At 73.8% G+C, this 21,764-nt stretch carries 20 protein-coding genes; 12 read left to right on the top strand and 8 right to left on the bottom strand.

Going from position 1 to position 21,764, the window contains the following annotated elements; genetic code table 11:
* Positions 1 to 2 precede the first annotated feature (2 nt).
* On the top strand, positions 3 to 716 hold the full coding sequence (locus ACFY36_RS43685) for an alpha/beta fold hydrolase (protein WP_499751827.1): 714 nt from the start codon (positions 3 to 5) through the stop codon (positions 714 to 716).
* Here ACFY36_RS43685 and ACFY36_RS43690 read toward each other — a convergent pair.
* A complete protein-coding gene (locus tag ACFY36_RS43690; protein WP_499751828.1) occupies positions 710 to 3,418 on the bottom strand; it encodes an ATP-binding protein in 2,709 nt (902 codons plus the stop codon). The genes ACFY36_RS43685 and ACFY36_RS43690 overlap by 7 nt on opposite strands.
* A gap of 122 nt (positions 3,419 to 3,540) precedes the next feature.
* On the opposite strand from ACFY36_RS43690, the gene ACFY36_RS43695 reads away from it, so the two are divergent.
* The gene (locus ACFY36_RS43695) at positions 3,541 to 4,257 is read left to right on the top strand and encodes a GNAT family N-acetyltransferase (RefSeq protein WP_499751829.1); all 717 of its coding nucleotides are present in this window, start codon (positions 3,541 to 3,543) and stop codon (positions 4,255 to 4,257) included.
* Positions 4,258 to 5,346: 1,089 nt separating this feature from the next.
* Positions 5,347 to 6,075, top strand: a complete 729-nt coding sequence (locus ACFY36_RS43700) for an SDR family NAD(P)-dependent oxidoreductase (protein WP_499751830.1) — start codon at positions 5,347 to 5,349, stop codon at positions 6,073 to 6,075.
* A 64-nt stretch (positions 6,076 to 6,139) separates the two neighbouring features.
* On the opposite strand, the gene ACFY36_RS43705 is transcribed toward ACFY36_RS43700, so the two are convergent.
* The 4 genes from ACFY36_RS43705 to ACFY36_RS43720 all read right to left on the bottom strand — a co-directional run bounded on the left by ACFY36_RS43705 (position 6,140) and on the right by ACFY36_RS43720 (position 10,788).
* Entirely contained in the window at positions 6,140 to 7,192 is a 1,053-nt protein-coding gene (locus ACFY36_RS43705) for an FAD-dependent monooxygenase (RefSeq protein WP_499751831.1), read from the bottom strand.
* Positions 7,189 to 7,395 carry a hypothetical protein gene (locus tag ACFY36_RS43710; RefSeq protein ID WP_499751832.1) on the bottom strand — a complete coding sequence of 69 codons (207 nt, stop codon included), beginning with the start codon at positions 7,393 to 7,395 and terminating at the stop codon, positions 7,189 to 7,191. Before ACFY36_RS43710 ends, ACFY36_RS43705 begins: the two co-directional genes overlap by 4 nt.
* A gap of 91 nt (positions 7,396 to 7,486) precedes the next feature.
* Entirely contained in the window at positions 7,487 to 8,080 is a 594-nt protein-coding gene (locus tag ACFY36_RS43715) for a response regulator transcription factor (RefSeq protein WP_499751833.1), read from the bottom strand.
* A complete protein-coding gene (locus ACFY36_RS43720; protein ID WP_499751834.1) occupies positions 8,077 to 10,788 on the bottom strand; it encodes an AfsR/SARP family transcriptional regulator in 2,712 nt (903 codons plus the stop codon). The genes ACFY36_RS43715 and ACFY36_RS43720 overlap by 4 nt, the downstream gene beginning before the upstream one ends.
* A gap of 168 nt (positions 10,789 to 10,956) precedes the next feature.
* Between ACFY36_RS43720 and ACFY36_RS43725 the strand changes: the two genes are divergently transcribed.
* From ACFY36_RS43725 to ACFY36_RS43740, 4 genes are all read left to right on the top strand, one after another.
* Positions 10,957 to 11,133, top strand: coding sequence for a hypothetical protein (locus ACFY36_RS43725; protein WP_499751835.1), 177 nt, complete (start codon positions 10,957 to 10,959; stop codon positions 11,131 to 11,133).
* Positions 11,134 to 11,292: 159 nt separating this feature from the next.
* Positions 11,293 to 11,790, top strand: a complete 498-nt coding sequence (locus tag ACFY36_RS43730; RefSeq protein WP_499751836.1) for a sigma-70 family RNA polymerase sigma factor — start codon at positions 11,293 to 11,295, stop codon at positions 11,788 to 11,790.
* A 55-nt stretch (positions 11,791 to 11,845) separates the two neighbouring features.
* Positions 11,846 to 12,715 (top strand): alpha/beta fold hydrolase, encoded by an 870-nt coding sequence (locus ACFY36_RS43735; RefSeq protein ID WP_499751837.1) that lies wholly within the window; start codon positions 11,846 to 11,848, stop codon positions 12,713 to 12,715.
* A 5-nt stretch (positions 12,716 to 12,720) separates the two neighbouring features.
* Entirely contained in the window at positions 12,721 to 13,281 is a 561-nt protein-coding gene (locus tag ACFY36_RS43740) for an FAD-dependent oxidoreductase (protein ID WP_499751838.1), read from the top strand.
* Here ACFY36_RS43740 and ACFY36_RS43745 read toward each other — a convergent pair.
* Positions 13,261 to 13,776, bottom strand: a complete 516-nt coding sequence (locus tag ACFY36_RS43745) for a MarR family winged helix-turn-helix transcriptional regulator (protein ID WP_499751839.1) — start codon at positions 13,774 to 13,776, stop codon at positions 13,261 to 13,263. The two genes, ACFY36_RS43740 and ACFY36_RS43745, sit on opposite strands and share 21 nt — an antisense overlap.
* Before the next feature lie 88 nt (positions 13,777 to 13,864).
* Between ACFY36_RS43745 and ACFY36_RS43750 the strand changes: the two genes are divergently transcribed.
* Complete coding sequence (locus ACFY36_RS43750; protein ID WP_499751840.1) at positions 13,865 to 14,557, top strand: TetR/AcrR family transcriptional regulator; 693 nt, start codon at positions 13,865 to 13,867, stop codon at positions 14,555 to 14,557.
* A 114-nt stretch (positions 14,558 to 14,671) separates the two neighbouring features.
* Positions 14,672 to 16,177: a GMC family oxidoreductase gene (locus ACFY36_RS43755; RefSeq protein WP_499751841.1), complete on the top strand. Its 1,506-nt coding sequence runs from the start codon at positions 14,672 to 14,674 to the stop codon at positions 16,175 to 16,177.
* Here ACFY36_RS43755 and ACFY36_RS43760 read toward each other — a convergent pair.
* Entirely contained in the window at positions 16,132 to 18,033 is a 1,902-nt protein-coding gene (locus ACFY36_RS43760; protein WP_499751842.1) for an AfsR/SARP family transcriptional regulator, read from the bottom strand. The genes ACFY36_RS43755 and ACFY36_RS43760 overlap by 46 nt on opposite strands.
* A gap of 57 nt (positions 18,034 to 18,090) precedes the next feature.
* On the bottom strand, positions 18,091 to 18,897 hold the full coding sequence (locus ACFY36_RS43765) for an alpha/beta hydrolase (protein WP_499751843.1): 807 nt from the start codon (positions 18,895 to 18,897) through the stop codon (positions 18,091 to 18,093).
* A gap of 188 nt (positions 18,898 to 19,085) precedes the next feature.
* On the opposite strand from ACFY36_RS43765, the gene ACFY36_RS43770 reads away from it, so the two are divergent.
* The 3 genes from ACFY36_RS43770 to ACFY36_RS43780 are packed head-to-tail and all read left to right on the top strand — an operon-like array spanning position 19,086 to position 21,719.
* Positions 19,086 to 20,480: an MFS transporter gene (locus tag ACFY36_RS43770; RefSeq protein WP_499751844.1), complete on the top strand. Its 1,395-nt coding sequence runs from the start codon at positions 19,086 to 19,088 to the stop codon at positions 20,478 to 20,480.
* Positions 20,477 to 21,175: a GNAT family N-acetyltransferase gene (locus tag ACFY36_RS43775; RefSeq protein ID WP_499751845.1), complete on the top strand. Its 699-nt coding sequence runs from the start codon at positions 20,477 to 20,479 to the stop codon at positions 21,173 to 21,175. The genes ACFY36_RS43770 and ACFY36_RS43775 overlap by 4 nt, the downstream gene beginning before the upstream one ends.
* On the top strand, positions 21,162 to 21,719 hold the full coding sequence (locus ACFY36_RS43780; protein WP_499751846.1) for a TetR/AcrR family transcriptional regulator: 558 nt from the start codon (positions 21,162 to 21,164) through the stop codon (positions 21,717 to 21,719). The genes ACFY36_RS43775 and ACFY36_RS43780 overlap by 14 nt, the downstream gene beginning before the upstream one ends.
* The last annotated feature ends 45 nt before the right edge of the window (positions 21,720 to 21,764 follow it).

Raw genomic sequence — 21,764 nt, forward strand, 5'->3', positions numbered from 1 at the left:
TCATGTCGCTCGTACTGCTGCACGGCCTGACCTTCGACAAGAGGCACTGGGATCCGCTGCGCCGCGTGCTGCCGGCCGGTCTGCCGGTGCTCGCGCCCGACCTGCCCGGCCACGGCGACGCCCCGCGCCGCGACACGTACCGCATGGCCGAGGTCGCCGGGATCATCCACGAGCAGGTCACCGCGGCCGGCCTGACCGACCCGGTGATCATCGGCCACTCGATCGGCGGGGTCATCGCCACCAAGTACGCGGCCCTCTATCCGGCCCGCGCGGTCGTCAACCTCGACCAGCCGCTGCTGCCCGGCCCGTTCGGCGCCGCCGTGCGCCAGGCCGAGCCGCTGCTGCGCGGCCCCGGCTGGCGGCAGTTCTGGAACCGCATGCTCGACGGCATGGCCATCGACACCCTGCCGCCCGAGGCCCGCAAGATCGTCGAGAACGACACCGACCCGCGCCCCGACCTGCTCCTCGGGTATTGGGACGAGCTGATCCACAACACCGACGAGGCGATCCGGGCCGAGCGCCAGGCCGACCTGGCCACGCTGCGCGAACGGGAGGTCGGCTACCGCTGGGTGACCGCCGGCGAGCCGCCGCTGCCGTACCTGGGCTGGCTGACCGCCGCCCTGCCGGCGGTCGCGGTCACGGTGATGCCCGGCAGCCACTTCCCGCACCTGGCCGAGCCTTCGGCGATCGCCGCCCTGGTGCCCGCTCCTCAGTGATCGCCCAGCGCGGCCGCCAGCTCGCGGCGTGAGCCGATGCCGAGCTTGGTGAAGACCTTGCGCAGGTGCCACTCGACGGTGCGCGGGCTCAGGAAGAGCGCGGCCGCGATCTCGGCGTTGGTCCGGCCGGCCACCGCCAGGCGGGCGATCTGGCCCTCCTGCGCGGTCAGGTCGACCGGCACGCCGGGGGTGCGGGCGCGCACGGTCTCGCCGGTCGCGGTCAGCTCGCGGCCGGCCCGCTCGGCGAACGCCTCGGCCCCCATCGTGGTGAAGGCCTCGTGGGCGGCGCGCAGCTCGACCCGGGCCTCGGCGCGCCGGTTGTCGCGGCGCAGCCACTCGCCGTACAGCAATCGGGCCCTCATCTGCGGAACCGGCATCGTGGCCGCGCCGAAGCGTGCGACGGCCTCGCGGAAAAGCTCGTCCGACGGTTCGAGGAGCGCGCCGGCCAGGGCCTGCGCGGCCAGGGCCCAGTCGTTGCCGACAGCCGAGGTCCGCACCCTCAGGCGCTCGCGGGCCTCGGCCGCGACCGCGGGCTGACCGGCCCGCACGGCCGCCTCGACCAGCTCGCCGAGCGTCCACTGATAGGCGGCCGGATCGGGATAGGTCACGCCCTCACGGGCCGCCGTCAGCGCCGCGTCGTACTGGCCCAGGCCGTTGCGCAGGACGGCCTCGGCGTACGCGGTCAGGCCCAGCATCCGGCCCTGGCCCCGGGCGCGGGCGTCGGCGCGGGTCCGCTCGAACAGCTCGGTGGCCTCCCGCTCGCGTCCCCGGTAGGCGGCCAGGGTGAGCGCGGCCGACGGGATCACCGGGATCGTGGTCGCCGCGGCGACGGCCGCGCACTCGTCGAGCAGGCCCGAGGCGTCCGAGAACCGGCCCAGCATGACCAGGTTGCCGGCGCGGAAGGCCAGCGCCGTGGGCAGCATCGACAGCGCGCCGATCTGCCGGGCGAAGACGATCGCCTGCTCGGCCCGCAGCCGGGCCAGGTCGATGCGGAAGACCTCGTGCGCGGCCGGCGCGGCCAGCCACAGCAGGCCGAGGTCCTCCCGGTTGTTCATCGACTCCAGGGCCCGTACGAGCTGGGGCGCCGCCGCCGCGTGCCCGTTCACCGCCCACGTGGTGAGCGCGGCCAGGAACTGCCCGGCGAAGGTGGGGCTGGGCGGCAGGTCGCGGGCCGACTCGGCGGCCAGGCGCAGGTCGTCGGCCCCGCCCAGGCGCCCGGCGTACATGGCGGCGCCGATCGCCATCAGATAGGTCTCGGTGGCGGCCGCGGCGTCCAGCTTCTCGAGCTTGCGGGCGGCCGCGAGAAGTGGATGCACGCTGGTCGCGCCCGGGTTGGTGAGGAAGGCGGCCCGGGCCCGCAGCCGCTCCACGCGGGCCTGCTGCAACGGGGTCAGCGGGGCCAGCTCGACGGTGGCCAGCAGGGCCGGCACCAGGTCGGGGGAGCCGGCGTCGGCCCGCGAACGGGCGGCCCGCAGCAGCAGGTCGGCCCGGCGCCCGGGATCGAGGGTGAGCTCCGCCGCGCGTTCCAGGAAGGCGGCGCCGGCCGAGCGGCCGCCGCGGGCCAGCGCCCGCTCGGCGGAACGTTCCAGCTCGGCCGCCACCTCGTCGTCGAAGCCGAGGGTGGCGTGCGCGCGGTGCCAGGCCCGGCGGTCCGGATCCTGCTCGGGGTCGGTCACCTCGGCCAGCACCCGGTGCACCTCGCGCAGCTCGGAGGCGTGCCCGGAGCGCCACGCGGCCGAGCGGACCAGCGGATGGCGGAACCGCATGCGGGCGCCGACCTCGATCAGGTCGGCCGACTCGGCGGCGGTGGCGGCCTCGGGCCCGATCCCGAGGCGTTCGAGGGCCTGCCAGAGCAGCGGCACGTTCCCGACCGGCTCGACGGCGGCGGTGAGCAGCAGGCGGCGGCTGTCGGCGGGCAGGGCCGCGATGCGGCGCTGGAAGCCCTCCTCGACCCGGCCCGCGAGCGGCACGCCGCCCCGCCCGCCGAAACCGAACGCCAGCTCGGCCGGGGTGAGCCCGCGCGGCAGCTCCAGCAGGGCCAGGGGGTTGCCGCGGGTCTCGGCCACGATCCGGTCGCGGACCCGGTCGTCGACCGGGCCGGGCAGCACGGAGTCGAGCAGGGCGCGGGCGTCGGCGTCGGCCAGGCCCTCGACGACAAGCTCGGGCAGCCCGCGCAGGGTCTGGTCGTCGGCCGGGGTCCGCACCGCGAAGATCAGGGCGACCGACTCGGCTTCGAGCCGCCGGGCGGCGAAGGCGAGGATCGTGGCCGACATCCGGTCGACCCACTGCGCGTCGTCGACCACGCAGACCAGCGGCCGCTCGGCCGCGGCCTCGGCCATCAGGTGCAGGACGGCCAGCCCGAGCACGAGCGCCTCGGGCGGGTTGCCGGTGCTCAGCCCGAACGCGACGGATAGGGCGGCCCGCTGCGGCTCGGGCACGGCGCCGAGGTGGCCGAGCAGGGGAGCGCAGAGCTGCTGGAGCGAGGCGTAGGCGATCTCGCTCTCCAGCTCGACCCCGGCCGCGCGTACCACCCGGCATCCGCCGGCGTGCTCGGCCAGGTGATCGAGCAGGGCCGTCTTGCCGGCGCCGGCCTCGCCGCGCAGGACCAGAACCCGGCTCTGCCCGGACCGGACGTCACGCACCAGCCGGTCGAGCGTCTCCTGCTCGCGCCGGCGCCCGCGCAGCGTCAACTCACCCGGCACATCGTCTCCCTAGATCCGTGCCGGAGCGTACACCGGGGATGTGGGAGCGTGCCCAGAGTGAGGCGGCGAAGCTCACGTGCTGCCCGGATGAACTTGTGCCCTGCCCTATCGTGGAGGGGGTCATGAACAACGCTCTGGAGGCCATGCTCGCGAACTGGCGCTCCTACCTGCTGAGTTGGGGCCACGAATACCGGGACGCCACGACGTTCCGAAGCGGCGTGCCCCAGGCCGCCCTCAACGGAGTGGTCCGCCGCGGCGACCTGCCGATCGAGGAGGCCATAGCCGCCGCCCGCAAACACCTGGACGGCGTGCCATGGGGCTGGCGGGTGGGCCCGGACGAGGCCCCGGACACCGGCTGGCAGCTGAGCCACCACGGCGGCCGCCGGGTCTTCGAGTCACCGATCATGGCAATGCACCTGGACGCCCCGATCGAGGCTCCACCGGTCCCCGACCTGAAAATCGCCGTCGCAAGCGACTTGAAAACCTGGGTCGAGGCGTACACACCGAGCTTCGGCGCCCCGCCCGACCAGGTGCCGGCAATAGTCGAGGCCGAAACCCCGATCCCCGGCGTGACCCGTTTCGAGGGCCGCCGGAACGACCGGGTGGTGGGCACCGCCGCCCTCTTCGAGGAGGCAGGAGTGGCCGGCCTCTACACCATCACCACAGCCGCCGACCAGAGAGGCCAGGGCATCGGAGCGGCGATGACAGCGGCCGCACTGGAACACGCCCGCCGCCGGGGCCTGCGCCTGGCCACCCTGCAGGCAACCCCGGCCGGAGAGCCCCTGTACGAGCGCCTCGGCTTCGAAACGGTGGCCTGGATGGAGATCTACGCTTTCTAGCAACGCGCGGCCGATTCGCGGACGGTCGCGCGAGCATGCCCAAAGCCGTTTCATGTCGCCTGCCTTCTTGCCGCACGCGCTCAAGGCCCATCGCCGATGATCCGCGATGCCACCAGCGCCCGTGAGGCGCGCGGGTCCGCCGAGGCCATGCGCGAACACTCGGCGCCGGATGGCTCGACCGCCTCCCGCGACCGAGACCCCAGGCGTGGTGCGGCCATCCACCCTGCCCGGCGGACTTGGCCCGCGCGGCGACCTTCGCCTGACCCACCGGCCCAGCCGCTGCCACCGCCTCGGCCCCTGCTGCCGTCTCGGTCTCAGCCGCCGGTTCGGGCTGTGCTGCCGTCTCGGTCTCAGCCGCCGGTTGGGGACGCGCTGCCATCTCGCTTTTGGTCGTCGGTTCAAGCTGCGCTGCTGCCTCAGCGCTGGCGGTCGGTTCGGCCCGCGTCACCGCCTCAGCGCTGGCGGTCGGTTCGGCCCGCGTCACCGCCTCAGCGCTGGCGGTCGGTTCGGGCTGCGCCACTGCCTCGGCCGGCTTCTCCCTAGGGCGAGTGGGCGCAGCCTCCGGCACGCCGTGCGAGTGACCAGCGGCCATCGACTTGTCGACGTTACCGTCCGGACCCGGGCGCCGCATCCAGCTGACCTCGTCATCCCAGATTAACGGCGGTATCCGCTCGGTCGAATCATGCAGACCCAACTCTCCACACAGCCGGGAACAACCGTGCAATCGACACAACTTCAGCGCATGACGCCGTTTCAGCCCCCATTTTCGCCGCTCCGCCGCATCACGCCGGAATTCCACCATCTCCGGCGAATGACTCGGCACCCCCGACCAATCCCGCATACCAGCAATAACCGACCTGGAAAAGAACCCCAGCTGCGCCATGAACCATTATCCCGCACCCCGAAGATCGACAGCAAAGCAACGATCATGCCATTCCGGAAAACGTGGCCGGTCCGATCCTGAAGCGATTCATTCTGCGGTCGGGTGCCTCTGAACAGGCAGGCGGGCGTGGCGTCTACGGTCGCCCTGGCAGTCCCAGGAACGGCAGGGCCCTTGGTTCGCTGGGTGATCCGGGTCAGATTTGGCTCATGGACATCACCAAACGCACCGTTCTTGTCGTCGGGGGCAGCACCGGTATCGGGGCCGGGCTCGCTCGGCGCTTCGCCGCTGCCGGCAGCACCGTCGTCACGGCCGCCCGTAAGAATGCGGATGTCGAAATTGACGTCACCGTTCCCGAGTCGGTTCTTCGGGGCCGCGACGCTGTGCTCGCCAGCCATCCGGAGCTCGACCTCGTCGTCGTCTCGGCGGGGATCATGGCGGCCGAGGATCTGCGCGATCCCGGGCACTTCGGCACCGCCCGGACGATCGTCGAGACGAATCTGCTCGGCACCATCCGGGTCATCGACGCCTTCACGCCGCATCTGATCGGCCTCGGCGGCGGCGCCTTCGTCACCGTGACCTCCGGCATCGGATTTCTGCCGTTTCCGCTCATGCCGACGTACGCCGCCTCCAAGGTCGGCGTGCACGCCTACTCCGAGGCGCTCCGGGCGCAGCTCGACGGCACCGGCGTCGAGGTGGCCGAGCTCATCCCGCCGGCCGTCGCCACCGTGCCCGAGGCCAAGCGCATGAACCCTCACGCGCTCGACCTGGAACCCTTCCTGGACGAGGTCATGGCGCAGCTCGGGCAGAGCCCCACTCCGCGCGAGATCCTGGTCGAGGGCGTGCTCATGCACCGCTGGGCCGAGCGCGACGGCACCTACGACGACCTGGTGCGGCAACGCTCGGCCGCGCTCTCGATGCTGCCGGGCCGCGCCTGACTCCGCGGAGGGCAGCAGTGGGCCGGCGGATGGCCGGCAGCGGCCGGCGGTGGGCCGGCGGCAGTCAGGGGCGGGCCAGCAGTTCGGCGTGGTTGGCCCGCACCAAGCGCAAACCCAAGCGCCGGAACAAGAAGCGGCGCAGCACCCCGGGCAGGTTGCGGGCGTTGTCGCGGCGGTGGTTCTGCTCCAGCACGAACCGCACCCGGGGCGCGCGCCGCGCGCGGTAACGGCCGAGGTCGCCCAGTTCCTCGGCCAGCACCAGGGCGTCCTCCAGGGCCATCGCCCCACCCTGGGCCATGCTGGGGGAGCAGGCGTGCGCGGCGTCTCCCACCAGCACCACCTTGCCTTCGGCCCAGTCCGAGCCCTCGATCTCGTACAGCGGCGCGAAATGCGCGTCCTCGCCGTGGCGCAGGACGTCCGTCGCGAAGTCGGCGAACAGCTCCCGCCAGTCGCCCGGCGCCGCCGCCGGCACCTCGCTGTCGATGGCCGCGAAGCAGTACACCTGCCCGTCGCCGACCGGCACCGTCAGCAGGCTGCGGCCCCGGTCGCCCAGCAGCACCGACCAGGTGGCCGACACCGGGCCCTCGAACAGGAACCGCCAGCAGATCTGGCCCAGGAACCTCGGCGCCGTCGACGGGAAGACGCCGCGGCGTACGGCCGATTCGATCCCGTCGGCCCCGACCACCACGTCGTACGCGGCCCGTGTTCCGTCCTCGAAGACCACCGTCCCGTCCGGGCGGGCCAGCCGGACCGCGTTGCCGGGGAACGTCGGCGGCCCGGCCGCGTCGAGCAGCATGCCGTGCAGCGCGCTCCGGCTGACCGCCCGGCTCTCGCCGACCTCGCCCCACACTTCGTCGAGGCCGTACGCGGTGAGCAGGTCGCCCGTACGGTCGCGGATCTCCTGCCGTTCGATCGGCACGGACAGCTTGGCCAGCTGTTCGCCCAGGCCGAGGTCGCCCAGCGCCCGCACCGCGTTGGCCGGCAGGTAGAGCCCGGTGCCGCCGTCGCGGGGCGCCGGGTCCCGCTCGGCCAGGTCGGCATGTATGCCGCGCGCGGCCAGCGCGATCCGCGTGGCCAGACCGGCCACCCCGGCGCCGGCGATGAGGACGCGGGTCACTTGCCGTCCTTGAAGGCGCGCGCCCCGTACTCCCACTCCATGATGGAGCGGAACGCCGCGCGCACCGACCGGTCGTCGTCGAGGTCGACCAGGAAGCGTCGGTTGCGCTCCCTCTCGTACTCGGCGGTGACCCGGTCCATCGGATAGTCGGCCTCGCCCAGCGCGGCCAGCGCCTGCCACAGGTACAGCGTCCAGCGGCCCATGTCGTTCTCCCTTACGAACGCGACTGCCTCACACCCGCTTGAACGGGGCCGGGCCGGGCTCGTTCAGGGATGTGATCACGGTCGCGGCCGCTCAGGGGAACCGCGTGAGGTAGCCGAGCTCGATGGCGCGCCGGGTCAGCTCCGCCTTGTTGCCGGCGTTCAGCTTGGCCCGGATCCTCTTCACGTAGGTGTTGACGGTCGATTCGGTCAGGCCCATCCGGCGGCCGATCTGGCTGTGCGTCAGGCCCTGCGCCACCCAGCGCAGGGTCTCCACCTCCCGCTCGGTCAGCCTCGGCTCGTGGCTCGGCGCGGGCAGCGTGGCCAGCAGCTCGGCCGCCACGTAGGCCCCGCCGCGGCGCACCGCCTCCACCGCCAAGGGCAGGTCGCCGGCCGCGCCGCGCCGGGTGATCAGGCCGATCGCGCCGCCGCGCAGCGCGGCCAGCAGGTCGGGCGGGTTCTGCGGGCGCACCAGCGCGACCACCCGCAGCTGGTGCCACGACTCGGCCGGCACCCGGTCGTAGAGGTCGAGCACCACCAGCGAGGGCGCCGGCACGCCGCGCAGGGCCGTGAGGTCGGCCAGCTCGTGGCGCACGGTCAGGCCGGGCGACGCCGTCAGCATGCGGGTCAGGCCGGCACGGACGATCGGGTCGGCCGCGACGACGGCGACGGTTTCTATGTGACTCACCTTCCACTGTGCAATCTGCTCTGCACGTCCCGGACGGCCGGGAGCCGCAGTTCGTCGAGGATGTCCAGGGCCGCGCGCCAGGCCACGTGGGCCTCGCCGCCGGTCAGCGCGTCGCCGAGCGCGATCAGCGCCTCGGCCTCCTCGCCCCGGTGCCCGGCCTCGCGGTAGAGCTCGACCGAGCGGCGCAGCAGGTCGGCCGCGATCTCCCGCTCGCCCTGACGCTGCCGCAGCCGGCCCAGGCCGAGCAGGCAGCTGCCCACCCCGCGCGGGTCGCCGAGGCGCAGATAGCCGGCCATCGCGCGCTCGTAGAGGCCGATCGCCGACCGGTCGCGGCCCTGCACGGCGTGCGAGAGCGCGATGCCCTCGGTCGCGGCGACGATGCCCCTGTCGTAGCCGGCCCGTTCGTACAACTCGAGGGCCTTGGCGAAGGACGCCTCGTCGGCCGAGCGGACCAGGCCGAGGTTGAGGTGGACGTGCGCCTGCCCGGTGAGCGCGCCCAGCTCGGTGAACAGCGCCAGGGCCCGGTCCAGACGGTCGCGGGCCTCGTCGAGGTCGCCGAGCGAATAGAAGGCCCCGGCGAGGCAGCGCTGCATGTGCGCCTCACCGAGCCGGTCGCCGGCCCGTTCGGCCGAGGACAGCGCCGCCCGCATCGTCGCCAGCCACTCGTGCCGGAGCCCGGTCCACTGATAGAACGGCACCATCGTGGTGGCGAGCTGCCACACGCCGGGCCCGTCGCCGCGCTCGATCAGCGCCCGCAGCACGCGATGCTCGGCGCGGAACCAGCGGAACGCGCCGCAGTAGTCGCCGAACTCCTCGACGGGCACGCCCTCCGGCCGTGCGCCGGGTTCGATGGGGTCCATCAAGGGCCTCAAAAGCCGGTTCGCCTCGTACGCCGAGTGACGGTAGTGCGCGAACAGGCGTGCTCCGGCCTCGTCGCGTTCGCGCTTGCCGGAGAGCTCTTTCGCGTACGCCTTCAGCAGCACATGGAGGGTGAGCCGTCCCGGCGGCACGGCCGTGAGCAGGTGCTCACCGGTGAGACGGGCCAGCAGCGGCGCTGTCTCGCGTTCGGGCAGCCCGGACAGGGCGGCCGCCGCCGGCGGCGTCAGGTCGGGCCCAGGGTGCACGGCCAGCAGGCGGAACAGGCGCGCGGCGGGCTCGGCCAGCGCCTCGTACGACCCGGCGAAGGCCGCCCGCAGGCCGCCGAACGCGTCCAGCCCGCCCTCGCGGCGCAGGCTCGCGGCCAGGCCGTCGAGGTCGCCGCCGGCCTCGGCGGCGACCGCCGTCAGCGCGCCCGGCAACCGCCCGCACGCCTCGACGATCGCGTCCAGCGCCTCCCGCGACGCCGCCCCACGGTCGCCGAGCGCCGCCGCCAGCCTCCGGGTGAGAAGCTGCCGCGCCTCGGCCTCGTCCGGCAGGCCGAGGGTCACCAGGTGGGCGCCCTCGGCCGCGGCCAGCGCGGTGAGCCGTCGCCGGCTGGTCACCACGGTGAGGCAGCCGGCCGCGCCGGGCAGCAGCGGGCGCGCCTGCTCGGCGCTCCCGGCGTTGTCCAGCAGCACCAGCATCCGGCGCCCGGCGAGATAGCTGCGGTAGAGGGCGGCCTTCGCGTTCAGGCCCGTGGGCATGGCCGCCTCGGGCACGCCGAGCGTGCTCAGCAGCGCGGTCAGGGCGTCTCCCGGTTCCTCGCCGCGCAGGTCCAGATAGATCTGCCCGTCCGGGAAGCGGGACGCCGCCTCGGACGCCCAGTGCACCGCGAAGGTGGACTTGCCGGCGCCGGGCATGCCGTCGATCGCGATGATCGGCATGCGGCCGTCCCGCTCGCCGGCGCGGTGCAGGGCCGAGACCCGTTCCAGGTCGGCCCGGCGGCCGGTGAACAGCGGCAGATCCCGTGGCAACTGGGCCGGGCTGACCCGGATGCGGGCCGGGCTCTCGGCCGCGGCCCGCGGCCGCGGTTGCAGCACCTCGTCGTACGCGGCCCGAAGCTCCGCGCCCGGATCGACCCCCAGCTCGCGGGCGAGCGCGTCGCGCACCGACTGGAACAGCGCGAAGGCGTCGGCCTGACGGCCGTCGGCGGCCAGCATCAGCATCAGCCGGGCCTGCAACGACTCGTCCAGCGGGTTCATCTCGGCCGCCCGGCGCACGGCGGGCAGGATCTCGCCGAGCCGGTCGAACGCGACGGCGGCGCGGGCCGCGTCCCGGGCCACCGTCGCGTACTCGGCGTCGATGGCGAGGAAGACCGAATAGCGGTGGGCGTCGTCGGCGCCGTCGTCGGCGCAGCGGCCGCTCGACTGGCGCAGCGCCTCGGCGTAGCGGGCGATGGCCACGTCGCGGAAGCCCATGCTCTCGGCCTCCCGTGCCTCGTCGGCCAGCCGCCGGAACTCCATCAGGTCGATCGCGCCCTGCGGGGCCACCAGGCGATAGGCGGCGTCGCGGCGCAGCAGCCAGCGGCCCGGCGACCGGGCGGGCAGGTCGGGCTCGAGGATGCGCCGCAGCGCTCCGATGAACCGGTGCAGGCTGTTGACCGCGCTGGCGGGCGCCGCGTGCCCCCAGAGCATCTCGACGAACTGGTGCACGGGGATGTCGCGCCCGGCGCGGATCAACAGGAGTCCGAGTACTTGCCGCTGCTGCCGGGGGCCGAGATTGAGCTCGCGATCCCCGCTGAACGCCCGCACCGGCCCGAGCACGGTGAATCGGATCGGGTTCTGGCTCACAACGGCGCCAAACATAGCGTGACGTACAGGCGTACCGAACGCTTCTGAGAGATAGTCGGCGCCCGGTGAACCCCGGGGGTTCCCGGGCCGTTGTGAAATCAGAATTGAACCCGCGGGGGCCGCGAGCCGTCGGAGGGGTTACGGCACCCCGATCCGAAGGAGTCTCCCATGCGACGTGCCCGGATAGCCCCGCTCGCGATCATCGCGAGCTTCGGCCTCGCCTTCGCGTCGGCCTGCGGCGAGGAGCGGACCGCGGCCGACGCGGCCGCCGTCACCGCGCCCGGCCCGGACAGCAAGCCGGCCCCCGAACGGCCCACCGTCGACCTTTACCGGCGCGGCGATTGAACTTCGGCGCCCGCGGCCCGTCGGACCCTGCGACGGCCGCGGTGGCCGCCGTGGGTGCCGGCCGCCTCTCCCCCCGACCGGCGGAGCGCCCCGCGCCGCCGCGGCCGTCCCCACTCGTACCCCACTGTTTCCCCATCGTCCCGGCCTACCTTTCGGCTCGTGGACAACACGAACAGTTCCCGGCTCAGCGCGCTGCACGCCGAGTACGGCGACGCCCTGCTGAGCTATCTGCGCGGTTTCACCCGGGGCGACCGGGAGTTCGCCGAGGATCTGCTCCAGGAGACGATGCTGCGCACCTGGCGCCGGATGGACGCCATGCCGGAGTGCGGCGAGTCCGCGCGGCGGTGGCTCTACACCGTCGCCCGCAACACCGCCATCGACGCGCTGCGGATGCGCAAGGCCCGCCCGGCCGAGGTGGAAAGCCTCGACCTGACCGCGATGCCGACCACCGAGGACACGGCCGAGACGGCGGTCGCGGTGCAGCAGTTGCGGTCCGGGCTGCGCGCGCTCAGCGAGGCGCACCGCACCATCCTCGACGAGCTGTACCTCAAGGGCCGCTCGGTGGCCGACATCGCCCGCAGCCTGGGCGTTCCGGCCGGCACGGTGAAGTCGCGGGCGCACTACGCCCTGCGGTCGTTGCGCGAGGCGCTGGCCTGATTGCGGACGACATCACATCGGTGAGCCCGGGCCCGGCCGGCGCGTTGTACCGGGCATGGCCATTCACACCGTCGACGTCAACGGCGTCGAGCAGCGATATCACGTGTACGGGCAGGGTTCGGCGGTCGTCGTGGCGATGCCCGGCGGCCCCGGCGTCTTCTGGGACTACCTGCGGATGCCGGCCGTCGAGGAGCACGCCCGCGTCGCGTACGCCGAGGCGCTCGGCACCGGCGAGTCCGGGCGGCTGCCGACGCACCCCGACGGCTACACCCGCGAGCTCTACTCGACCGCGATCGACCGGATCGTCGACGACCTCGGCGCCGAGAAGGTCTTCCTGCTCGGGCACTCGTACGGCGGTTTCGTCGCCCAGTACTACGCGGCCACCCGCCCGCAGCGCCTGGCCGGCGTGATCCTCTACGACAGCGCCCCGGTCACCGGGGCCGAGCAGGGGGCCGAGGTGGGCCGCCAGGTCGAGCTGTTCGTCAAGCGCAACGAGGGCAACCCCGAGGTGCCGGCGGTGCTCCAGTCGCTGCAGGCGGTCGGCTCGATCACCGACGACGACCAGCTCACGCTGGCGCTGCGCGGGCTGCTGCCGTCGTACCTGGCCGACTACTGGGGCCGCGAGGCCGAGTTCAAGCCGTTCCGCGAGCACATCCGGGTCAATTACATCTCGGGCCGCGACGCCGCCGGCCACGCCGACCCGATCGACGACCGGGAGCTGCTGGCCGGCGTGCGGGTACCCGCCCTGGTCATCGCCGGGCGCTACGACATCATCTGCGGCGAGCGTTGGGCCCGCGAGATCCACGATCTGATCCCCGGCTCGCGCCTGCTCATCCTCTCCAACAGCGGCCATCTCGGCAACATCGAGGAGCCGGAGCTCTTCCAGGACAGCGTGCTGCAGTTCATCGCGGCCTACCAGAAGTAGTGCCGTTGGGGGACAGGGCCGGCACCGTGATCGTGGGTGGTGGCGCCGCCGGTCTGGCCGCCGCGTGGCACCTGCGGCGGCGGGGCCGGCCCTTTGTCGTGCTCGACGCGGCCGCGCACGTGGGCGACGCCTGGCGGCAGCGCTACGACTGCCTTCGGCTGTTCACCCCGGCCCGGTTCTGCGGTCTGCCCGGCATGCCGATGGCGCTGGACCCGGCTGCGCATCCGACCAGGGTCGAGATGGCCGACTACAGCGAGTACCACCGGCCGAGCGATCTGCCGCCGGGGCCGGGGCCGGGGCCGGTGCTGGTGATCGGGGCCGGGACTGCGGGCGCCGGCCTCGCCCTCGATCTGGCCGCGAGCCGCGAGGTGTGGCTGTCGGGGCGGCCGACCGGGCGATCGGGCCGGGTGGGTGGCCGGCGCACCGCAGGGGTGTTTCGGCCACCGTTCCGGGTCTGGGGTTCGCCGGGCTGCCCTGGCAGAACACGTTCGGTTCGGGCTTTCTCGGTGGCATGTCCGGCGACGCCGCCCACGTCGTGGTACGGCTCACGCCACGCGCATGAATGACGGCTTGCGGTCCGGCAGGTTGGCCAGCACCCGGGCGACGCTGGTCAGGCCGGGCAGGTCGCGGCGGTCGAGCTGGTCGAGGACGTGGCGGTGCACGCTGGCCGCGTACGCCCGGTCGCCGCGCCGCAGCCACTCGAGGCCGGCCTCGGTGAGCACCGCGTTCCAGCCGCGCCGGTCGTCCGGCACCTGCTCGCGGGTGACCAGGCCCTGCTGTTCGAGCTTTTCGACGATGCGGCTCATCCGGCTCAGCGACAGGAACGCGGTCGCCGCGAGCTCGTTGATGCGCATCCGGCGGTCCGGCGCGTCGCCCAGGCGGCGCAGGGTGATGTACTCGCTCAGGGTGCGGTTCTGCTCACACTTGAGGTCGGAGTCGAGGTTGCGCTGCACGGTCACCGCGGCGCTGAGGAAAGCGTCGAGGAACGCGATCTCCTCCGCCGACAGTGCCTGCTCCGCGACCCTCGGTACCTGGCGTTGCGGAAGCCAATTATCGGCCATTGTCCCGGTCCTTTCTTTTCGCGAGTCACCCATACGACGGCGGCTTTCCCGCCTCGGTTCAGGAAAGGGGGTTGTTAAGGTGCGGACCGTGGCATGGGACACGCGGGAGCGCATCATCCGGGCCGCCGGGCGGCTTCTGGCCGAGCAGGGACGCGACGCGGTGACGACCCGCTCGGTGGCGTCGGCCGCCGGCGTCCAGCCGCCGGCCATCTACCGGCTGTTCGGCGACAAGGACAGCCTGCTCGACGCGGTGGCTGTGCACGGCATGCGCGACTACCTGGCCGACAAGGGCGCGCTGGGCGAGACCGGCGACCCGGTGGACGATCTGGCCCGCGCGTGGGACCTGCACATCCGGTTCGGCCTGGCCGAGCCCGCCTGCTATCTGCTCGCGTTCGGTGAGCCCCGCCCGGGCCGGGCCGACAGCGCCCGCCGGGAGGCCATCGCCGGCCTGCGTCATCTGGTCGAGCGGGTCGCGGCGGCCGGGCGGTTGCGGACCAGCGTCGAACGGGCCACCGAGATGCTGCACAGCGGCGGCGTCGGCGTGGTCGTCTCGCAACTGGCCATCGAGCCGGCCGAGCGCGATCCCGGTGTGCCGCAGGCGATGTGGGAGTCCGTGCGGGCGGCCGTCGTCACCGGGCGGCCGGTCCGGAAGGGCAGGACCCTTTCCCAGTACGCCGGCGCGCTGCGCCAGGCGCTGCCCGAGGCGCCGGACGGCGCTCTCACCGAGGCCGAGCGCTCCCTGCTCGCCGAATGGCTGGGGCGTCTGTCCGACGCACGCTGACCCCCGCCGGTTCACCGTCGTGACGTTGTCGGCGTCAGCGGTGTCCGGCCGTTCTCGTCGCTACCGTTGATACCAGTGAGACGTTTCCATTGGAAACGCATCTGGGGAGGCGACATGAACACCTACGACGTGGTCCTGGTCGGCGGCGGAACCGCCGGTTCCGTCCTCGCGGCACGGCTGTCGGAGCGCGAGGACCTGCGCGTGCTGCTGCTGGAGGCGGGCGACGGCGTTCCGCTGCCGGCCATGTCCGACCCGCCGGCCTGGCCCGGCCTGGTGCGCACCGGCGCCAACTGGGGCGAGCTGACCGTGCCGCAGGGCCCGGCCGGGGCGGTCACCCCGCTGCCGCGCGGCAAGGGCCTCGGTGGCGGCTCGTCGATCAACGCCATGCTGTTCGCCCGCGGCCACCACACCAGTTATGACCGCTGGGCCGGGGCGGGCGCGAAGAACTGGGGCTACTACGACCTGCTGCCGTACTTCAAGCGCAGCGAGAACGCCCCCGGCCGCGATCCCGTGCTGCGCGGGCGGGGCGGCCCGCTCACCGTGGCGCCCGCCGACCCGGTCAACCCGGTGCTGGCGGCCGCGCTCGAGGCCGCCGTCGAGGCCGGCCAGCACCGCGCGGCCGACATCAGCGGCGGCCTCGAGGAGGGCTTCGCCCCGGTCGACGTGAACATCGTGGACGGACGCCGGCAGAGCGCGGCCGACGCCTACCTGACCCCGGCCCGCGACCGGTCCAACCTGACCGTCGTCACCGGCGCCCTGGCCCACCGCCTCGTCCTCGAGAACGGCCGCTGCACGGGCGTCGTCTACGGCATCGGCTCCGAGACGGTGACCGTGTCGGCCGGCGAGGTGGTCCTGACCGCCGGCACGATCGGCTCGGCCCAGCTCATGATGCTCAGCGGCCTCGGACCGGCGGCCCACCTGCGCGGGCACGGCATCGAGGCGGTGGCCGACCTGCCCGGCGTCGGATCCGGGCTGCAGGACCACCCGATCGCCAACGTGGTCTACCGCTCGGCGCGCCCGGTACCCACCCCGCGCCACAACCACGGCGAGGTGATCGGCCTGGTCCGCAGCCGCGACGGGCTGCCCGGCCCCGACCTCCAGCTCATCTTCGTCGACCTGCCCCGGCCGGTGAACGGTCACGACGGGCCGGACCAGGGTTACACGATCGGCGTCTCGCTGATGGCGCCGCACAGCCGTGGCACGGTGCGGCTGGCCGACGCCGCGCCCGGCAGCCACCCGCTGCTCGACCCGAACTACTACGGCGACCCGCGCGACCTCGACGCCGTGGTCGCCGGGGTGCGCCTGGCCCGCCGCATCGGCCGGGCGGCCGCGCTCGCCGACTGGCGCGACGCCGAGGTGATCCCCGGCCCGGCCACCGACGGCGACGACGAGTTGCGGGACTACGCCCGGCGGGCGGTCGCGTCCTACTGCCACCCGGTCGGCACCCTCGCCATGGGCGACGGCCCGGACGCCGTGGTCGACACCGGCCTGCGGGTGCGCGGCGTCGGCGGGCTGCGGGTGGCCGACGCGTCGGTCATGCCGGCCATCCCGTCGGGCAATACCAACGCCACCGTCTACGCGATCGCCGAGCGGGCGGCCGAGCTCGTCCTCGAAGGCTGATCGACCCAGCCCAGGTGCTCGTAGAGCCGGGACGCGGCCGCGTCCCGGCTCGGCCCCGGGTCCTCGGCCTCGCTCAGGCCGGCCGCGTACGCGCGGAGCAGGTCGTGCAGCTGATGGCGGCCGCCGCGCACCTGGGTCAGCATCTGCTGGGCCAGCTCGCCCAGCAGCAACCGCGCGGCCCGCTCGCCGGTGCCGGCCAGGGCGGCCGCCACGTCCACGGTGATCTCCGGGCCTGGATAGAGGGGCAGCAGCCGGAACAGGGCCGCGGCGGCGGGGGAGAGGGCCCGGTAGGACCACGAGAAGATGGCGGCGAGGCTGCCCTCGAAGCCGTCGAGGCGTTCCTGGCCCACGGCCAGGTCGGCCGCGATCTCGGTGAGCGGCGTGTCCGGCAGCGCCATCGCCCGCGCCGCCACCATCGCCAGCGCGAGGGGGTGCCGGCCGCAGCGCTCGATCAGGGCCTGTACGGCGGTCGGCTCGGCGTCGACCCGGGCCCGGCCGAGGCGGCTGACGAGGTTCTCGCGGGCCTCGGCCGAGGAGGGCAGCTCGATCGGCAGCGGGTGGGCGCCGGCCGTGATCAGATCGGTGATCCGGGCCCGGCTGGTGACCAGCGCCAGACTGCCCGGTGTGCCGGGCAGCAGGTGGCGGACCTGCTCGAAGTCGCGGACGTTGTCGAGCACGAGCAGCATCCGTCGCCCGGCCAGCAGGCTCCGGAAGAGCCCGGCGGCGGCCTGGAGCTCGGCGGGCTGGTCGTCACCGCGTACACCCAAAGAGCTCAAGAGGCCCCGCAGGGCCTCCAACGGCGTCATGGCCGCGTCCGCGGCGAATCCCCGCAGATCGACATAGAGCTGACCGTCGGGAAAGGACGGTACGAGCCGGTGGGCCAGATGGACGGCGACGGTGGTCTTGCCGACGCCGGGCATGCCGTCGAAGGCCAGGGCCACGGTCGGGCGGCCCTGGCGGCGGTCGTCGGCCAGGATCGCCTCGGCCCGGGCCAGCACATCGGCCCGGCCGGTGTAGTAGGGATGGTCGCCCGGAAGCTGGGCGGGCACGAAGTTCCGCTGTGCCGGCGGAAGGTCGTCCGGCACGGGCGCGGCGTCGGACTGCCGGCGCAGCACCCGATCGTGGGCCGCACGGAGCTCGGGGCCGGGGTCGAGGCCCAGCTCGTCGGCGAGGCGGCGGCGGATCTCCTGGAAGGCTTCGAGGGCCTCGGCCTGACGGCCCTCGGCGGCCAGGGCCAGCATGACGCGGGTCTGCAGCGCCTCGTCGTACGGCCGCCAGCCGCCGATGCGCCGCAGGGTGGGCAGAATCAGCCGGGCGTCGCCGGTGCGCAGCGCCACGTCGCCCGCCTCGCGGACGGTCTGCGCCAGCTCGGCCTCCAGGGCGATGAAGGCGGGGTGGGTGCGCGAGACCGGTTCGAGCCCGGCCGCGGGCGGGCCCTGCCACAGCGACAGCGCCTCGGCGTAGTGGTGCACCGCCTCGGCCTCACCCGCCGCCTGTCGCGCGCGCCGCACGAGGGCCCGGAAGCGCAGCAGGTCGAGGGCGTCCTCGCCGACGTCGAGGCGATAGCCGGCCGAATGCCGCACGAGGTGCTCGCCGACCGCCCGCACCGGCAGGTTCGGCTCGATCAGCCGGCGCAGGGTGCCGACCGCGCGGTGGATGCTGTTGACCGCGCTGGCCGGCGGGTCGTCGCCCCAGATGGCGTCGACCAGCTCGCCCAGGCCGACCACCGTGCCGGCCCGGGCGAGCAGGAGCGCCAGCAGCAACCGCTGCTGGCGCCCGCCGAGCTCGAGGTCCGTCGTGCCGTTGCGGATCCGCACCGGGCCCAGAACGCTGAACCGTAACGTCGTCGCAGCCACGTTCGCCATTGAACCCGGCGACGGCGGTGCGAGAGGGTTCAGGTGGGGTTTCTCCCTTTACCGTACGGTGTCGCGCGCGGCCTTCTCGATGAACGAGGCCGTGGTGCCCGGATGCGAGACGAAGACCGAGTGCGAGGCGCCCCTGACCGTCTCCACCTTGGCGTTGGCCCGCTTGGCCATCCACTGCTGCGCGGCCGGCGGGATGTTCTTGTCGGCGCCGCTGATCAGGTCGTAGCTCGGGATGGTCTGCCAGGCCTGTGCGCCCACGGCGTCCTCGTTCAGCGCGGCCTGGTCGATCGGCCGCTGCGAGACGGCCGACAGCTTGGCCTCGGAGAGCGGGACGTCGGCCGCGAACTGCTGCGGGTACTTGGCCTGGTCGATGTAGAGGTCGACGTGGCCGCCCGGGAGCTGGACCGGCTGGAGCGTGTCGCCCAGCGTGCTGCCCGGGAACTTGCCGGACAGGTCGGCCGCGCTCTCGCCGGCCTTGGGCAGGAACGCCGCCACGTAGACCAGCGCCTTGACGTCCTTGTCGCCGGCCGCGGCCTTGGAGATGACGCTGCCGCCGTACGAGTGGCCGACCAGGACGATCGGGCCGTCGATGCTGTCGAGCAGGGCGCGCACGGCGACGGCGTCGGAGGCGACGCCGCGCAGCGGGTTGGCCGCCGAGACGACCGGGTAGCCGTCCTTCCGCAGCCGCTGCACGACCGCGTTCCAGCCGCTCGAGTCGGCGAACGCGCCGTGGACGAGCACGACGGTGGGCTTCTTGGCGGCGTGGTGGTTGCCGCCCGCGTAGGCCGCCGTGCCGGTGAGTCCGGCGGCGAGGACCGCGCCGGTGCCGACGAGGCTCAGGACCTTCTTGTTCATCGCCTTCTCCTTAGTGCTCTCTGTGTTCCGGCCTGAAGCTAGGAATCGCGAGTGGACGGGGAGTGGCGAATTTGTGCGTGGCTACGGCCACGTGTGCCCGCCGACACAATCCGAACAAGTGGACTCGCAAGTCCGGTTATTGTTCAGCGATCCGGACTCACGAGTCCACTTCCTTTTCGGAGCAATCGATGCGCCAATCACCCGCGCTGGCCGCGCTGAGCCTGGGCACCCTCGCCTACGCGCTGGCCCAGACGACCGTCCTGCCCGCGCTGCCGGCCCTGGCCGCCACCCTGCACACCGACCGGCCGAACGTCACCTGGACGCTGACCGCCTATCTGATCGCCTCGGCCGTCCTGACGCCCGTGCTGAGCCGGCTCGGCGACCTCTACGGGCGCCGCCGGCTGCTGGTGGCCGCCCTCACCCTGTTCGCGGCCGGATCCGGGCTCAGCGCGCTCGGCACCGGCCTCGGCGTGGTCGTCGCCGGGCGCGTCCTGCAGGGCGCGGGCGGCGCCGTCATCCCGCTCGGCGTCGCCGTGGCCCGCGCGACGTTCCCGCCCGAGCGGCGCGGCCGCGCCATCGGCCTCATCTCGACCGTCTTCGGCGTCGGCAGCGGCCTCGGCCTGATCCTCGGCGGCCTGGTCGTCGACCACGCGCCGCTCGCCTGGATCTTCTGGAGCACGGCGATCCCGGCCGCTGTGGCCGCGATCGCCGTCCGGTTCCTGCTGCCCGGCTCGGACCGGACGGCCGGCGGCCGGGTCGATCTGACCGGCGCGCTGCTGCTGGGGGCCGGGATCACCCTGCCGCTGCTGGCGGTGGGCCGGGGATCGGTCTGGGGCTGGACCTCGGGGCTCACCCTGGGGCTGATCGCGGCCGGTGTGGCCGTGCTCGCCGTCCTCGTCCTGGTCGAGCGGCGCCTCGCCCACCCGCTGATCGACCTCGGCCTGCTCGCGCGGCCGGCGGTGCTGGTCACCAACCTCGCCACCTTCCTGGTCGGCGGCGGCATGTTCGGCGCCTTCGTGCTCGTGCCCCAGCTGGCCGCCGGGCAGGGGCTCAGCGCCACCCGGGCCGGCCTGCTGCTCCTGCCGGGCAGCCTGGCCATGATGGCCGGCGGCCCGCTCGCGGCCAAGCTGCACCTGCGGCACGGCGGCCGGGTGCCCCTGGCGCTGGCCGCCGCGGTCACCGCGCTCGGCTCGCTGCTGCTGGCCGTCGACCACGGCAACCAGGTCGCGGTGGCCGCCTGGTCGCTGCTCGCCCTGTTCGGCGTGGGCGTGGCCCTGGCCGTCATCCCGGCCGTCGTCGTCGAGGCCGTCCCGGCCGCCCGCGCGGCCGAGACGGCCGGGGTCAACTCGCTGATCCGCTCGGCCGGCTCGTCGGTCGGCACCCAGATCATGGCCGGGATCCTGGCCGCCGGTCTGGCCGCCGGCGCACACAGTCCCTCCTCCGGCGCCTACTCCGCCGCCTTCGTCTTCTGCGCCGTCGCCGCGCTGGCGGCCGCCGCCGTTGCGACCCGCGTCCCACGCGTGAACCCGGCCCACGCGGCTCCCGTTGCCGCTGGTGTCGCCTCTGAAAGGACCTCGGCATGACGAACGACGTACCGGCCAACCTCGTCTGGGCCGCTCTCACCGGGCCGCAGAAGAACTACGCCGAGATCCGCGGGGGAGCGGGCCGCTACCTTCCCGGCTACTCCCCGCTGGTGGCGGTGCGCGACTGGGACGACGAGCGGGCATGGGACGACCTCGCGGCGCTCGCCGGCCCGGGTGCGGTCGTCACGCTGGCCGGGATCGGCGCCCGGGTCCCGCAGGGCTGGGAGCTTCTCGGCAGCGGTGACGGCTATCAGATGACGGCCCGCGACGTGGTGGCCGGCGGCCTGTCCGGGGTCGAGCGGCTCGGCCCGGCCGACGTGCCCGAGATGCTCGACCTCGTGGAGCGCACCAAGCCCGGTCCGCTCGCCCCGCGCGCGGTCGAGCTGGGGACGTTCCTGGGTATCCGCCGCGGCGGCAAGCTCGTGGCGATGGCGGGGGAGCGGATCCGGGTGCCCGGCTGGACCGAGATCGGCACGGTCTGCACCGACGACTCGTACCGCGGTCAGGGGCTGGCGAGCACGCTCGTGCGCTCGCTGACCGGGGTCGTCCGCGGCCGCGGCGAGGAGGCGTTCCTGCACGTCAACCAGGGCAACACCGGGGCCTTGCGGTTGTACGGGAAGCTCGGCTTCCGGACCCGCGCCACCACCGGGTTCCTGGCCGCCCGCGTGCCGGGGAACCGGCGTGAGTCAGACTGACAGCGTGCAGGAAAGCCGCCGCAAGGACGCCGTTCGCAACCACGAGCGGGTCATCGCCGCGGCCCGGGAGCTGTTCACCGAGCAGGGCCTCGGGGTGACGGTGCCGCAGGTGGCCGAGCGGGCCGGAGTCGGCAAGGCGACCGTCTACCGCAGCTACCCGGCCAAGCAAGACCTGGTGGTGGCGGTCGCTCGCGAGCAGTTCCAGCAGCTGGCGGCGCGGACCCGCGCCGCGCTGGAGGGCGAGGACGCGTACGGGGAACTCTGTAGTTATGTCCCTGACATGTTCGCCGCCCTGGCCGCCGACCGCGTGCTGGCCGACGCCCTCTTCGACGGGCAGATCGGTCCCGCCACGATGATCCTGGCGCAGGTCGGTGAGCTGCTGGAACGGGCCGCCCGGGACGGCCCGGTCCGGCCCGACGCGGGCGAGGCCGACGTCCGGGTCGTGCTGTGCGGCGCGGTCCGCCAGCTGATCGCCCTCGGCGAGCACGACCCGGCGGTGTGGCGGCGCTACGCCGATATGGTCCTGAACGCCTTCCGGATCTGACCCTGTCAATTTTCGGACCTCACCTAGGTAGATCGCCGGATCCGC

It is taken from the genome of Actinoplanes sp. NPDC000266 (assembly GCF_042899005.1).
Lineage (GTDB): Bacteria > Actinomycetota > Actinomycetes > Mycobacteriales > Micromonosporaceae > Actinoplanes.